Source organism: Anoxybacillus sp. CHMUD, from assembly GCF_013096965.1.
GTDB lineage: Bacteria > Bacillota > Bacilli > Bacillales > Anoxybacillaceae > Anoxybacillus > Anoxybacillus kestanbolensis_A.
The window spans coordinates 76,741-91,626 of sequence record NZ_SDLG01000008.1 but is presented as its reverse complement, the minus strand read 5'-3'; the positions used below and the strand labels follow the sequence as shown (position 1 = coordinate 91,626).

The window sequence follows — 14,886 nt, the reverse complement described above, 5'->3', positions numbered from 1 at the left end:
ATTACTTCCCTCCGTATAACGCTAGCCATTGTTGTTCGTTCATCGTAAATGATTGCTCATCGCTTGGGAATTGGCGTGTTTTGACGTCAGCCACATACTCGGCTAGCGCTTGCTGCATCGTTTGCTGAACGTTCGCATATTGTTTAACAAATTTCGGTACACGTTCTACACCATATCCGAGTACATCGTGATAAACAAGCACTTGTCCATCCGTACCAACTCCCGCTCCAATACCAATTGTCGGGATGGCTAGTTGTTTCGTAATCGCTTCGCCAAGTTGCTTCGGCACACATTCTAAAACGAGCGCGATCGCCCCTGCTTGCTCGCACGCTTTTGCTTCCTCTAGAAGACGTCGAGCACTTTCAGCATCTTTTCCTTGTACTTTATATCCACCTAACACCCCGACCGATTGTGGCGTTAAGCCGAGATGAGCAACAACAGGTACACCTGATTGTGTTAAAGAAGAAATGACTTGCAATACAGAACCTGCTCCTTCAACTTTGACAGCGTTGGCCCCTGATTGTTGCATGATCGCTTTTGCATGTTGTAACGCATCGTTCACCGTACTGTAAGACATAAAAGGCATATCTGTCACGATAAACGTATGTGGCGCGCCACGGCGAACGGCTTTCGTATGATGAATCATATCTGCAACCGTCACAGGAATCGTTGAGTCGTATCCTAATACGACCATGCCAAGTGAATCGCCAACTAAAATCATGTCAACACCGGCCGCCTCAGCTAGTTTTGCTGACGGGTAATCGTAAGCTGTCAGCATAACGATTGGCTCATGATTTTTTTTCATGTTGAGAAAATCCAATTTTGTTTTCATTAATATCCTCCTCTCATATGCAGAGGAAATGGATAAAAAAAGCCTTCTTTCTGCCAGAATGAGAAAGAAGGACTTTTGTTCTACTCCATCCCTCTGTCCCCGTCCGTTTCATCGGATCAAGGCAGAAATGATCATAAATACGTTGTATGCGTGCGCGCGTGGTGCAGTTCTTACAAAGATACTGCCCAATATCAACCGCTTTCATTTTAACAAATATTTCGGAATTTTCCTACTGTTTTTTTATTTCAATATCTGCAGAATAAATGTAATGAACGGCTCCGTCTTCTGTTTGCACTTTTAACGTGCCCGAATCTGTAATGCCAAGTGCTACACCACGAATGGCTCCGTTTAATGTACGCGCTACAATTTGTTGACCGATCGTTACCGAATAGCCTTCCCACAACAGTTTAATCGGTAAAAAACCATGTTGTAAATATTGTTCGTATAACTGTTCTAATTTTTGCAATAACGTTTGAACAATTTTCGGCCGATGGAACGTTCGTCCCGTTTCAATCGCGAGTGATGTCGCAATTGGAGCAATATCGTTTGGAAACTGTTTTTGATTGACGTTCATGCCGATGCCGACGATGACTGCTCGCACTTGATCGGGATCGGCTTGTAATTCCGTTAAAATGCCAACGACTTTTTTACCATTGATTAATATATCGTTTGGCCATTTAATGTCCGGTACGATATTTGTTATTTCTTGGATTGTTTGAGCGACCGCAACAGCCACTAAAAGAGTTAATTGAGGAGCTTGCTGTAGCGGAATGGACGGACGTAAAATGATGCTCATCCAAATTCCTGTTCCTTTCGGTGAATGCCATGACCGATTTAAACGGCCTCTTCCTGCCGTTTGTTCTTCGGCAATGACAACCGTCCCTTCTTCAGCACCTTCATGGGCAAGTTGATGAGCCAATTGTTGTGTTGACGGCACGCTTTCTTGATCGTATACACTCCAGCCAAAACGTTTCGTTTTTAATCCGAGTTGTAGTTCATTAGCGTTTAGTTTATCTGGCATTTTTTTTAAGCGATAGCCGAGCTTGCGAACCGCTTCAACTTCAAATCCTTCTTTTCTTAAGTCCTCGATATGTTTCCAAATAGCTGTTCGTGAGCAACCGAGCTGCTCGCTAATTTTTTGCCCGGACAAAAACGTTTCGCCTGCTTCTGTAAATAGTTTTAACAATTGTTTTCTCGTTTCTGATTGCACATCGCCCACTCCTTTAACTTCTCTTTCTCATTTTCTACTTGACGATGCAATACGGCACGCTCGATGTTTTCAATCATTTCCGATAACCAAGGACCGCCTTTTTTCTTAAATAAAACGAGCAAATCATGACCGTTGATCGCCAACTCTTTTCGATTGCGAATCGGCAGCATTTCCCATTGTTTCAATAACGAGTGAACAGACGGTTTGTCGTCATAAACAGCTGCACGTATACGTTCAATGTGCGGAATGTACGGTCCATACTCGTATAATGCATCGATTGTCCAGTCCGTAAGTGAGCGAATATGTTCAAGCGCCTTTAAACAAATCAAAATGTCACGAATGAGATGATTCGACAATTTCCAATTTTTTAATTGTTCACGATGAAAGTGAACGACAAATGCAAATCGTGCCCACGCTTCAATGCGATCGACTGGTACTAAAGAATAACTACTTAGCTTGATCAGCTCCTGTTTTTTTGTTGCAAGCTCAGGCAAGTAAGCAAATAAATTCGTCTCCACTAAAAGTGCGATCGCTTTCGATACAAATGGACCGAGCAACAATTTCTCAAATTCAACAGCAATGCGCTCAACGGCGATATGTTGTAATAAATGGCCGTATTGTATGATCGCTTGTTTCGTCTTTGATGATAAAGAAAAACCGAGTTGACTGACAAATCGAAGCGCTCGCATCATCCGCAACGCATCTTCGTTAAAGCGTTCAGCAGCATCTCCAACTGTTTCAATGATGCGCTGCTTTAATGCTTCCACTCCTCCAAACGGATCGATGATCTCACCGTACTCGTTCATCGCGATCGCATTCATCGTAAAATCGCGCCGTTGCAAATCTTCGTTAAGAGAACGAACGAACGTGACATCTTTCGGTCTTCGGTAATCTTCATACCGCCCTTCCTTTCGAAATGTCGTCACTTCATATGAAATGCCACGTTCAATGACCATTACTGTGCCATGCGCAATACCAACAGGAACCGTTCTAGGAAAAATGGCCATCACTTCTTGTGGGTGGGCCGATGTCGCAATATCAATGTCTCCAATCGGTCTTTGTAATAAATAGTCGCGCACCGCACCACCGACAAAATACGCTTCATGTCCATGGCGTTTTAACGTTTCAATGACAGAGAGCGCCTGCCGAAACTGTTCGTTCATCGTTCTTCCCCTTTAAGTTGAAAATAAATATGTTCATATTGTGCCACAATTCGCTCAGAATAAAATTTTTCGTATACCGTTTCATATGCGTTTTTCCCCATTGTCTCGCGAAGTGTTTCATCCGTCAGTAAACGAAGCGTTTGACGCGCCGCATCGTTTATATCACCGAGCGCACATAAAAAGCCGTTTTTGCCATCTTCAATTACTTCAGGAATGCCACCGATCGCTGTTCCGACGCATGGAACTCGACACGCCATCGCTTCCAGTAAAACGAGACCGAAACTTTCTTTTTCTGACAATAATAATTTCACGTCACTAATGGAATACAATTCCGCTAAATTTTCTTGCTTTCCTAGAAAACGAACGTGATCGCATAAATTTAATTCTTTTACAAGGCGACAAACGACCGTCATTTCTGGCCCATCACCGACAAGAAGCAATTTTGCAGGTACTTGTTTGACGACGAGCGCAAACGTACGAACGACATCGCATACCCGCTTCACTTTCCGAAAGTTCGACACGTGAATAACTACTTTTTCGTGCGGTGCGATACCGTATTGACGACGGAGCTCATCATTTCGTCGTCTGCTGTATATACGTTCATCAACAAAGTTGTATACCGTTTGAATCGGCTTTTGCACGTCAAGCAATTCATATGTTTGAACCGCTAACGCATTCGATACTGCTGTGACGACATCGGATTGCTCGATGCCAAATTTAATTAAATCACTTAATGACGGGTCGTATCCGAGGACGGTAATGTCTGTACCGTGCAACGTCGTCACAATTTTCAAATGGTCACCAACCATTTGTTTCGCTAAAAAGGCACAAAGAGCGTGCGGAACAGCATAGTGCGCATGAATGATGTCGAGCTCTTCTCGCTTCGCAACTTCTGCAATTTTACTCGCCAACGCTAAGTCGTATGGGGGATATTGAAATACAGAATATGGGTTGACTGTTACCTCATGATAGTAAATATTTGGATATACTTTGTTTAGTCGAAATGGAATGCTTGACGAAATAAAATGAATGTCATGCCCGCGTTCAGCAAGCATTTTCCCTAATTCCGTCGCAACCACTCCAGATCCGCCAACTGACGGATAGCAAACGATTCCTATTTTTAGTTTCATCTTTCTTCCCCTAACAAATCATGTGCAAGTATCACTGGTTTTTTTGATATAAATCCTTCCGCGAACGAAACACCGACTTCTTTTCCGAACAATCGCTCGCGGCTTTCAACGGTTTCAATATATCCGTTCGTTAACGGCGTGTCAACTGAACCGCTCGTTCGCTCGAATTGACTTTCGTACGCCCGCAAACTTGCTAATTTTTTATCGATTGTATCACTAATGTCGACAACAAAATGAGGGCGATGAAAACCGTTGATCATATAAAAATAAACGGCATGTACGCGATGAGGAGGGAGTTCTCCATAACGGCGAATGGCAGCGGAAAATACCGCTTCTTCCACTAATTTCGCGCATTGCCCATGATCCGGATGGCGATCTTCCCAGTACGGTGCAAATACAATTTTCGGTCGATATGTCCGAATGACTGTCACGATCGGATCAATATGCTCTTTTTGTACGACAAGTCCACGATCAGGAAGTTTGAGCTGTATGCGTGTGCGAACACCGAGAATGTCAGCTGCCCGCTTCGCTTCTTGTTGTCGAGTATGTACCGTTCCGTTTGATGATAATTCTGCTAACGTCAAATCGCATATGCCGATGTCGTACCCTTGTTGCGCGTATTTCGCAATCGTTCCGCCCATGCCAATTTCGACATCATCTGGATGAGCCCCAAATGCTAATATATGCATCATTCTTTTCCTCGCTTCACAATATTTCGCCATGCAAAATCGCCACGTTCTAAACCGTGTATAAGCACTTCAGCTGTTCCCATGTTTGTCGCTAACGGAATGGCATATACGTCACAAAGACGAATAAGGGCACTAACATCCGGCTCGTGTGGTTGAGCGGTTAATGGATCTCGGAAAAAAATGACCATATCCATATCGTTATTTGCAATCATCGCACCAATTTGTTGATCGCCTCCAAGTGGCCCAGATTGAAAACGGTGCACAGAAAGACCGGTTGCCTCTTGAATGCGCAATCCTGTCGTCCCTGTTGCATATAATTCGTGTTCAGCTAAAATATGTTGATAAGCTGTAACAAACTGAACCATATCTTCCTTCTTTTTATCGTGTGCAATTAATGCAATTTTCAAGTTTATCGCCCCCTTATTCAATTAAATGTTCTAATCCGTATACGAGCGTTTCTAACTTCATCACCGTTTCAACAGAAAAGCGAACACCGGACATAAATGATGCACGGTTAAACGAATCGTGCCGAATCGTCAATGTTTGTCCATCGCCACCAAAAATGACTTCTTGATGCGCGACAAGCCCCGGCAGTCGAACGCTATGAATGCGCATGCCGTCATATAATGCCCCACGTGCCCCTTCCATCGTTTCTTTTTCAGCTTCATGCCCTTGGGTAAAGGAAGGGCGCACTTGTTGAATGAGCTGAGCTGTTTTTAACGCTGTACCAGACGGCGCATCAAGCTTTTGATCGTGATGAAGCTCAATGATTTCTACATGTGGAAAATATTTAGCCGCCATTTGCGCAAATTTCATCATTAAAATGGCACCAATTGCAAAGTTCGGTGCAATAATCGCACCAATTTTTTTCTCTTCCGCTATTTGTGTTAAACGCGCCAAATCGTCTTCTGTAAATCCTGTCGTACCAACGACCGGTCGAACACCGTATTGCAACGCAATCTCTGTATGCCGTTTTCCAACTTCTGGCGTTGTTAAATCGATCAATACGTCCGCTTGGACTGTTTGTAAGCAACGCTCCAAATCTGTAAAAATTGGAGCTTCAATGGCTGGAAAACCGTCGAGTTCCGCCAACGTTTTTCCTTCGTTCATTCGGTCGATGACAGCTACAAGCTCAAAATGTTTTGTTTGATGAACGAGGGAAACAGCTTCTCGTCCCATTCTCCCACGTGGTCCTGCAATGACAATTCGAATCATCGTTCCTCTTCCTTTCTCGTCCAACGATCACGATCTCGTGTTTGAAATTTATGCATGACTGCATCATGCGCTTCTTGTAAATCGATATGTAACGAATTCGCCATACATATAAGTACAAATAATAAATCGCCTAATTCTTCTTGAATCGTTTTTTCTTGTTCCGTTTTCTTTTTCGGTTTTTCACCATAATAATGATTTACTTCACGAGCGAGCTCACCTAATTCTTCTGTTAAACGGGCCAGCATGGCAAGCGGACTGAAATATCCTTCCTTAAACTGCCCGATGTATTCGTCGACTTCTTGTTGCAGTTGCCGCATCGTTTTTTCCATTATTCTCACCTCTTACATTCATGTTAGCTAAAAGTGGGACATTTGACAAATGTTTTTGACGGGTATGATGACGTTCCTCTATAATAAAAAACGCAGTCATACTCAAGGGGTGAAGATAATGAAGCTGAAAAATATCGCATTCATTTTGTTAGGTTCGGCTATTTTTGCGTTTGGACTTGTCCATTTTAATATGGAAAATAAACTCGCAGAAGGCGGTTTTACCGGGATTACACTTCTTTTATACTTTTTGTTCGGTATCGATCCTTCCATTTCAAACTTAGTACTGAACATTCCGCTCTTTTTTATCGGCTGGAAGTTGCTCGGGCGGACGACGTTTGTTTATACGATTGTCGGAACGGTTAGTTTATCTATATTTCTTTGGATTTTTCAACGGTACGGGTTTCACATTCCGCTCAATAACGACTTAACGTTAGCTGCATTATTTGCGGGGGTTTTTATCGGAGTCGGTCTCGGTATTATTTTTCGATACGGAGGAACAACAGGTGGTGTCGATATTATCGCTCGCCTCGTCTACAAATATAAAGGTGTCAGCATGGGAAAAACGATGTTTCTCTTTGACTCGTGCGTCATTTTCCTTTCTTTGCTCACATATTTACCGTACCGTGAAGGGATGTATACACTCGTCGCCGTATTCGTCGGGGCACGCGTCATCGACTTTTTACAAGAAGGGGCATATGCAGCAAAAGGGGCAACCATTATTTCTGAAAAAAGCGATTTAATTTCCGAGAAAATTATGACGGAAATGGAACGTGGCGTTACGATTTTAAAAGGAATAGGGTCATATACGAAACGCGAACGAGATGTTTTATATTGCGTCGTTGCCAAAAACGAATTGTCACGTTTAAAATCAATCATCACGTCTGTTGATCCACATGCGTTTGTTGCAATTAGCGATGTGCACGATGTGCATGGGGAAGGATTTACGTTAGACGAAAATAAACAACCGTTACATGAGTAAAAGCGTCCGACGATGGACGCTTTTATTGTTTATCCCTCACCATTTTCCCCTCTTTTTCCCCACGATATTTTCGCCATCCAACGTACGTTAACGTCATAATAATCATGCCACCAATGGACGTCATAACCCACCATAGCGACGGAAGCGTCGTCTCTTTTTTTCCGTCAGCAAACAACGCTTGTAAATCTTCTTCCATTTGTCGCAACTCTTTCATCCGCTCTGTTGCATGCAATTGGCGAAAAGCAGGGGCTTCTAAAAGCGAAATATGGGCAGATACACGTTGCACTTGTTCACGATCAGCGTTAATTTTTACGCTCGGTTCAATAAGTTCATACCGTTGTAAAAATTGATGAAACGCTTGTTGAAACGATTGTTCGTCTTCTTGCTCCATCGCTTGTTTCATCTTGTCAAATGCAGACATGACAGCGTATTTCATTTCTTTCCAGAGCGGCTGATGTTTCGAATGAACGGCATCAACAGCGAGCCGAAATTGCGTCAATTGGTTAATTCGTTGTTCCGTTGGCACACTCGACGCTGTGACCGCTCTCAACGCTTCTTCGTGCGTAGCCGTTAATACATATATGACATCCATCGAATGAATATCTTCACGAAATAATGCGAATTGTTTTTCGAAATATTCCAATAGCTGTTTCGCTTCTTGCAAGCGATCATTTTTTGTTAACTGAAGCGCTTCGTCAGAAATTTGATCGAGTTTGTCCCACTCATGTCCGTTTGCATATACTGTATACGGAAATAAACAAATCATGATAAACATCGCGATGAGTCGAATGCGCATCTCCTTGTCCCTCCTTACGATCTTACTATTGAATATATGATCGCAAAAAGAGACATAGACCTCGATTTATCGCCGACGTGAAAAAATGTACGCCACCGCAATCGAAGCAATGCTTAACCAAAATGTAAAATAGCCGATTTGTGGCGTATATTGCGCCAACATTTGATATTGTGGCATCATCCCAAACACATAATCAATAACATCGTTATGCAACGTCCAAATGGCTGCCACAACAACATGAATGAAGGACATCCGATAATAAGGAGCATACAACAACGCTTGCACGGCCATCGCTCCGTGCGATATCACAAGCATCCACCCCGCAAAGCCAAGCTGTCCTGTGACGACCAACACGAGCATATTCATGACAACAGCCCAAATGCCGTATTTCACAAGTGTAACAACCGCCAACGCTTCGATAAACGGCCAATTTGTATGACGAAGCCATGCGATTAAAACAAAAACAAAAAATAAGCTCGCGGTTGGACTATCCGGCACAAACGGAAGAAAAATGGGCGGCGTTTCGGATAGTTGTGGTCCATACCATATATACCCGTAAATCGTACCGATGATATTGACAATGAGCAGTAGTGTAAGAAACGAGCGATGCATCAACCATTCACGTATGTATAGCATGATGTTACCTCCCACCTGTACAAAAAAGCTGACTGAACATCAGTCAGCTTTTACAAATTATTCTGCTTTCAAACCTGCGACGAACTCTGCAAGTTTTTGTAACTCCTCATCTGTTCCTTTGAAAATGCCGCCTGGCATGCTGCCTTGACCATTTTTCGCAATGTTAGCAATTTCTTCAGCGGATAAACCTGTGCCGACAAGCGACGGTGCAGCTGGACCGCCTTGTAAATTTCCACCGTGGCATGTTAAACATGTGTTTGCTTCTAAAATTTTATATCCTTCTGCATTTTTGTCAATCTCTACTTCCGCACGAATTTTCCCTTGCTCGGCAGCCGCTTCCCAATCGTGTGTGACAACAGATTCCCATGTTAAGAAAATAATTGCAGCTAACGTAAGCAACATCATACCAACGGCAACTGGACGCTTCGACGGACGACGCTCCGGACCGCGATCTAAAAACGGTGCAAGCAATAACGCTCCGAATGCAAGTCCAGGAATAATAATTGCCCCAACAACCGTATACGGACCAGATGCGTATGAGTACTTCAATAGCTGGTATAAGAATAAAAAGTACCAGTCTGGAAGCGGAATATAGCTTGTATCTGTCGGATCTGCAACCCGCTCAAGCGGTGACGGATGCGCAACAGTTAAACTTAAAAAACCGATCAAAAAGACAGCACCGACCATCCATTCTTTTAATAAGAAGTTTGGCCAAAACGCCTCTGTTTTTCCGGGATATTCAGAATAGTCTTTCGGGATGTTCGGCTTACGCACAGCTGGCACGCGCGAGTCACCGACAAATTTCATTCCTTTTCCCCGATGCATAGCATTCCCTCCTTTATACTAAATTTTACAGTGGACCAGAAATTCCTTGTTTCCGAATCATTAAGAAGTGGGCTGCCATTAATCCTAATAATGCTGCTGGCAAGAAAAATACGTGAATAGCAAAGAAACGCGTTAACGTTTGAGCACCGACAATTTCAGGATGACCTGCTAACAACGTTTTAATTGTCGAACCAATGATTGGTGTTGCTTCAGCAATTTGCAATCCTACTTTTGTAGCAAAAAGAGCTTTCATGTCCCATGGTAATAAATAACCTGTGAAGCCAAGTCCCATCATGACCATGAAAATAAGAACACCAACGATCCAGTTCAATTCACGTGGTTTTTTGTAAGCACCTTGGAAAAATACGCGCAACGTATGTAGAAACATCATCACGATGACGAGACTAGCTCCCCAGTGATGCATGCCGCGTACAATTTGTCCAAACGCAACTTCATTTTGCAAGTAATAAACGGATTCCCAAGCATTCTTAATATCTGGCACATAATACATTGTTAAAAACATACCAGATAAAATTTGAATAACTGTGACGAAAAACGTTAAACCGCCGAAGCAGTAAACAAATGCTGAAAAGTGATGCGCAGGGTTTACGTGCTCAGGCACTTCATGATCTGCGATATCGCGCCACAAAGGCGTAATATCTAAACGCTCGTCAATCCAATTATAAATCTTGTTAAGCATGTATTACGCCTCCCCTCGTGGTTTCGCTTTGCCTAAATATAACGTACCGTCTTTTATTTCGTATTCATAACGGTGCAATGGAGCTGGCGGTGGCGTATTTGGTACGTTCGTTCCATCCTTCTCATATAACCCATAGTGACAAGGGCAAAAGAAACGGTTTGGATTGTTTTTATCACCGTTCCAGTTCACCGTACAGCCAAGATGGGTACAAATGGGTGATAGGGCAACGATATCCCCATTTTCATCTTTAAACACCCAAGCTGATCTTGGCTCTTCCGACTCGTACCACGCATCTTTTACTTTTACTTTAAAGTCAAAGCGCTGTGGCTCTGTCGTAATGTCCTTCACTTGGGCTACAGCAACCATATCTTGCCCAGCTTCCTCTTTTAAAATCGGATCTAAGGCGAAGCGTACCATTGGTGACAAAATGCCGGCTGCCATAAATCCGCCTACACCTGTTAGCGTGTAGTTTAAAAATTGCCGTCTTGACACGCGATGCTTTTTCTCGCTCATCGTTTTCCCCCCTCTATACGAAGTTAAGTCCATTCGGACGAATTGTTATAACACATATATAAAACTAGGACAACCTAATGATATATCATGTTTCCACCAAGGTCAATATAATGATAGTGTAAACGCTATCTAATTTTTTAACGTCCATTTTGTCACTAATGCATCCATCACTTGCTCAACTTGTTGACGCACGACTTTTTGCTTATATGTGTCATCTGCATGTTCAAGCGGAAGCGCTGGCACATAAACAAACGTTTCATCTGCGATATCCGCATGGGAAGTGATGAAACATACGTGTTGAAATCCTGCTTGTTTCAACATGTTTGTCCATTCTTGCACACGCGCTTGTATTTGCTCTTGTACGAAATATGTCAATGGTGGAAATAACATCACCCTCCCTTTAAACTGTCGCTCCACTTCGTTTGTAACGAGCAACGTATGCTCGCTCATTTCAGCAAACGCTTTCATATTTGTGCTCCCTATCGGTATGCACGGAACGAGCGCTGTGTCAACATATTCTTTCGCTTGTTGATACATGTCCACATCTTTTGCTGTCCATTTCATTCAAATCACTCCTTATGTTTCCATCTTACACGAAACTTATATGTATTTTTTTGAACATTTTGTGACAAATATATACATCGTAAAAAGCGTTGCGAAACCACGGGGTTAACGCAACGCTTTTAATTGTTCGGTCAGCTCGCGAAATTTTTGTTCATCTTGCTGATCTAGCGCCTCATCAATTAACCGCATAATTTTTTGGCGTTGAAAATGTTGAATCGATTGATGAACGATTGTTTCAACGAGTTGTTCATCTTGCTTGTTCGTTCTTTTTGGCATATATGGATTTTCTTCGAGTACCGCCACATATTGTGGCGAATGGAAAGCACCGCGAAAATTCAGCTGAATGTAAATATCTTCATCACGATTTAAACGAATGTCGTGAAACGATTTTTCTGCATCTGTCGTAACGACGTTTTGCTTATAAAATCGAAATGGCACATCGTCGACACAATGTGTTGACATCATCATGCCGCGCGGACAATATTCTGCATGTTCAACAAAGTGCACTTTTTCCATAAGCGTATCATGACTAAGTAAGTAGTTTAAAATCCACACACATTCACGACGTTTTAATTGATAATTGTTTAAAAACCAACGAACAAACTCTTTCTTCTCCCGAACGGAAACCATTCCCTTCCCCCCTTGCATCCGAATGACAGCTTCATTCAAACTGCAACATCATATGGGCAACCTCTTCGTTTGTCGGATCGATACGCAATAGTTGTTCAAATATATCTTTTGCTTTCTCTCTTCTTCCCTCCTCAAATAAAAAATAGCCAAAATCATATAAAAAGTTTGGATCATCTTTAAAAAAAGTATATGCCTCTTCATAATGATTTAATGCCTGATCATATATTTCAAGCTTTTGCTTCGCCTTCGCAAGCTCCCACTCAAATTGAGGGTCGTATTCACCTTGGGCGATCGCTTGTTGAATGACATGTACAACGTCTTCGTACCGCTCCTCATGAAATAGTAAACTCGTCTGTATAAACAACGCTTCTAAATAACCTGGATCAATGTCAAGCGCTTTTTCAATGTACGTTAGCGCTTCCTCTCGTTTTCCGATTTTTAATGCAATTTTTCCCGCATATACAAGCAATTGTTTATTCCATTCATCTATTGTTAATCCTTCTTTTGCTATTTCGTAACTTTGTTGTATATCTCCTTCTTGTTCATACGATTTCGCTAAAAATAAATAAAGAGGTACATACTCACGATCAAGCGCCTTTAACTCGCTTAATTTTGCAATAGCTGTTTTATACGCTTCAGCTTGATAGGCAGTAAATCCGTATTGAAATAACGTATGCGCATCGAAACGTTCATTTAATGCTTGCTCATAGTACGATAGCGCCTGTTCAAATTCACCAAGCAAGCTGTACGCTTCCGCTATGCGCTGGGCGATGACAGTACCTGCAATCGTTTTCGTTTTCGTGATGATTTGTTCATAATATAGCAAACTTTTTTGATATTGACCGTTCGTAAAATATAACTCCGCTAACGCAAATTGAACAAGCGGTTCGTTCGGCATTTTTTCATACGCTTTTAATAGTTTTTGTTCACTTACTTCTTCTAATCCTTGCATTTGATAAAGGTCGGCCATTAACAAACATGCGCGCACATAATACGGATCGTCTTCTTCTATATCGATCAACAACTCGAGCGCTTCTTCCTCTTTATCCATTTCTGTATATATTTCTGCTAAAAAAAGTTGTAGTCCACGTTCGTCTGGATAACGTGTAAGCAACATACGAACGAGCGATTCCGCTTCTTCTAACAATCCCCACGAAAATAGTTGGTCAGCTAACGTATATCGCTCTTCATCGCTTCCGTTTTGTTTTATTTGTTCCGCAAGCGCTAATGCGCGCTCCACATCTCCTTGTTCAACGAGTTGCACGATTTGATCTAATTTTCCCATCAATCTCACCCTCATCATTCGTATCGTCACGCTTTATCATACCATCGAACAAATAAGCATGCAAAAAAAGAAGCTGATCCGTCATGGAATCAGCTTTGTAACATGCGAAGATGATCAAAAAACGTCGGATATGATACTGCAATTGCTTCAGAATGCTGAAGGGTGACACTTCCTTTTGTGATACACGCTGCGATCGCTAACATCATGCCGATGCGATGATCACCGTAGCTATCGACAACCGTATTTTCTGCATAAAGCGGTGTTTTTCCATGAATAATCATTCCGTCTTCTGTCGCTTCGATATCGGCGCCAAGCTTCCGCAATTCGGACACAACTGTTGCGATGCGGTCCGTCTCTTTGACTTTCAATTCGCTTGCGTCTGTAATGATTGTTGTCCCTTCGGCTTGCGTCGCTAAAAGAGCAATAATCGGAATTTCATCAATTAATCGTGGGATGATATCGCCACCGATGTGCGTCGCCTTCAATGTCGATGTGCGAACAGTAATATCCGCAACAGGTTCACTTTCTTCATGGCGAACATTTTTAATCGAAATATTTGCCCCCATGTTCTTTAATACATCAATAATACCTGTACGCGTCGGATTGATTCCGACATGTTTTAACGTAATTTCGCTGTTCGGGACGATCGCACCAGCGACTAAAAAGAAAGCAGCAGAAGAAATATCGCCCGGCACTTCTATATCAATCGCCTGAAGCGTTTGTCTCCCTGTAACAGAAACACTTAATCCATCAACGCGCACGTCTGCACCGAATGCTCGCAACATACGCTCGGTATGATCGCGCGATTGATGTGGTTCAATAACCGTTGTTGTCCCTTCCGCATGCAAACCAGCAAGCAAAATGGCTGATTTGACTTGCGCACTTGCAACAGGGGAATGATATGTGATTGGCTGGAGTTGTCCGCCTCGAATCGCTAACGGCGTGTAGCGTCCTTCCTCTCTCCCGTCAATGTGCGCCCCCATTTGTTTAAGCGGTTTTGTCACGCGATCCATTGGCCGTTTTGCGATCGAATCATCCCCGATTAAACAAGCATGAAACGGGCAAGCGGCTAAAATACCTAACAATAAACGTGTCGTCGTACCTGAGTTGCCGACGTTTAATATATGTGTAGGCTCTATTAATCCATCAATCCCTTTTCCTTCAACGATGACTTCATTGCCTTGTTGTGTGATGACTACACCCATTTTGCGAAAACAATCAATTGTACTTAAACAGTCTTCACCTGTTAAAAAATTTGTTATTCGCGTCGTTCCGTTCGCTAATGCACCAAACATCACGGCGCGATGAGAAATCGATTTATCTCCCGGAACAGCAATTTCTCCTCGCAATGCGTGGATATTTGTTTTTAACTCCATTATTTATTCCACCC

General features: G+C 42.6%; 18 protein-coding genes. 1 reads left to right on the top strand and 17 read right to left on the bottom strand.

Annotated elements, in window-relative coordinates; all coding sequences use genetic code 11:
* Position 1: 1 nt before the first annotated feature.
* The 8 genes from panB to ETB99_RS07645 form a co-directional block, all read right to left on the bottom strand.
* Positions 2-832: a 3-methyl-2-oxobutanoate hydroxymethyltransferase gene (panB, locus tag ETB99_RS07680; protein ID WP_006319500.1), complete on the bottom strand. Its 831-nt coding sequence runs from the start codon at positions 830-832 to the stop codon at positions 2-4.
* 229 nt (positions 833-1,061) lie between these two features.
* The gene (locus ETB99_RS07675) at positions 1,062-2,042 is read right to left on the bottom strand and encodes a biotin--[acetyl-CoA-carboxylase] ligase (protein WP_164970118.1); all 981 of its coding nucleotides are present in this window, start codon (positions 2,040-2,042) and stop codon (positions 1,062-1,064) included.
* Positions 2,012-3,205, bottom strand: coding sequence for a CCA tRNA nucleotidyltransferase (locus tag ETB99_RS07670; protein ID WP_129000415.1), 1,194 nt, complete (start codon positions 3,203-3,205; stop codon positions 2,012-2,014). The genes ETB99_RS07675 and ETB99_RS07670 overlap by 31 nt, the downstream gene beginning before the upstream one ends.
* Complete coding sequence (gene bshA / locus ETB99_RS07665; protein WP_077428595.1) at positions 3,202-4,335, bottom strand: N-acetyl-alpha-D-glucosaminyl L-malate synthase BshA; 1,134 nt, start codon at positions 4,333-4,335, stop codon at positions 3,202-3,204. Before bshA ends, ETB99_RS07670 begins: the two co-directional genes overlap by 4 nt.
* A complete protein-coding gene (bshB1, locus tag ETB99_RS07660; protein ID WP_129000971.1) occupies positions 4,332-5,024 on the bottom strand; it encodes a bacillithiol biosynthesis deacetylase BshB1 in 693 nt (230 codons plus the stop codon). Before bshB1 ends, bshA begins: the two co-directional genes overlap by 4 nt.
* Positions 5,024-5,431 (bottom strand): methylglyoxal synthase, encoded by a 408-nt coding sequence (gene mgsA / locus ETB99_RS07655; protein ID WP_006319482.1) that lies wholly within the window; start codon positions 5,429-5,431, stop codon positions 5,024-5,026. Before mgsA ends, bshB1 begins: the two co-directional genes overlap by 1 nt.
* A gap of 13 nt (positions 5,432-5,444) precedes the next feature.
* Positions 5,445-6,239 carry a 4-hydroxy-tetrahydrodipicolinate reductase gene (gene dapB / locus ETB99_RS07650; RefSeq protein WP_077428598.1) on the bottom strand — a complete coding sequence of 265 codons (795 nt, stop codon included), beginning with the start codon at positions 6,237-6,239 and terminating at the stop codon, positions 5,445-5,447.
* On the bottom strand, positions 6,236-6,568 hold the full coding sequence (locus ETB99_RS07645) for a nucleotide pyrophosphohydrolase (RefSeq protein ID WP_026011653.1): 333 nt from the start codon (positions 6,566-6,568) through the stop codon (positions 6,236-6,238). Before ETB99_RS07645 ends, dapB begins: the two co-directional genes overlap by 4 nt.
* Before the next feature lie 118 nt (positions 6,569-6,686).
* Here ETB99_RS07645 and ETB99_RS07640 point away from each other — a divergent pair, with 118 nt between their 5' ends.
* Entirely contained in the window at positions 6,687-7,547 is an 861-nt protein-coding gene (locus ETB99_RS07640; RefSeq protein WP_226373763.1) for a YitT family protein, read from the top strand.
* Positions 7,548-7,569: 22 nt separating this feature from the next.
* On the opposite strand, the gene ypjB is transcribed toward ETB99_RS07640, so the two are convergent.
* The 9 genes from ypjB to aroA form a co-directional block, all read right to left on the bottom strand.
* Positions 7,570-8,343 (bottom strand): sporulation protein YpjB, encoded by a 774-nt coding sequence (ypjB, locus tag ETB99_RS07635; RefSeq protein WP_077428599.1) that lies wholly within the window; start codon positions 8,341-8,343, stop codon positions 7,570-7,572.
* A 66-nt stretch (positions 8,344-8,409) separates the two neighbouring features.
* Complete coding sequence (lhaT, locus tag ETB99_RS07630; RefSeq protein ID WP_129000418.1) at positions 8,410-8,979, bottom strand: lipoprotein heptaprenylglyceryl N-acetyltransferase LhaT; 570 nt, start codon at positions 8,977-8,979, stop codon at positions 8,410-8,412.
* Between the two features lie 57 nt (positions 8,980-9,036).
* Entirely contained in the window at positions 9,037-9,804 is a 768-nt protein-coding gene (locus ETB99_RS07625) for a menaquinol-cytochrome c reductase cytochrome b/c subunit (RefSeq protein WP_129000419.1), read from the bottom strand.
* A 25-nt stretch (positions 9,805-9,829) separates the two neighbouring features.
* Complete coding sequence (gene qcrB, locus ETB99_RS07620) at positions 9,830-10,504, bottom strand: menaquinol-cytochrome c reductase cytochrome b subunit (protein ID WP_171700319.1); 675 nt, start codon at positions 10,502-10,504, stop codon at positions 9,830-9,832.
* Positions 10,505-10,507: 3 nt separating this feature from the next.
* Positions 10,508-11,017: a Rieske (2Fe-2S) protein gene (locus ETB99_RS07615; protein WP_129000421.1), complete on the bottom strand. Its 510-nt coding sequence runs from the start codon at positions 11,015-11,017 to the stop codon at positions 10,508-10,510.
* Positions 11,018-11,146: 129 nt separating this feature from the next.
* Positions 11,147-11,581: a YpiF family protein gene (locus tag ETB99_RS07610; RefSeq protein ID WP_171700318.1), complete on the bottom strand. Its 435-nt coding sequence runs from the start codon at positions 11,579-11,581 to the stop codon at positions 11,147-11,149.
* A 105-nt stretch (positions 11,582-11,686) separates the two neighbouring features.
* On the bottom strand, positions 11,687-12,211 hold the full coding sequence (locus tag ETB99_RS07605) for a ReoY family proteolytic degradation factor (protein WP_004889884.1): 525 nt from the start codon (positions 12,209-12,211) through the stop codon (positions 11,687-11,689).
* Between the two features lie 31 nt (positions 12,212-12,242).
* Complete coding sequence (locus tag ETB99_RS07600; RefSeq protein ID WP_171700317.1) at positions 12,243-13,496, bottom strand: tetratricopeptide repeat protein; 1,254 nt, start codon at positions 13,494-13,496, stop codon at positions 12,243-12,245.
* A gap of 89 nt (positions 13,497-13,585) precedes the next feature.
* Positions 13,586-14,872 carry a 3-phosphoshikimate 1-carboxyvinyltransferase gene (gene aroA / locus ETB99_RS07595; RefSeq protein WP_077428605.1) on the bottom strand — a complete coding sequence of 429 codons (1,287 nt, stop codon included), beginning with the start codon at positions 14,870-14,872 and terminating at the stop codon, positions 13,586-13,588.
* Positions 14,873-14,886: the final 14 nt, after the last annotated feature.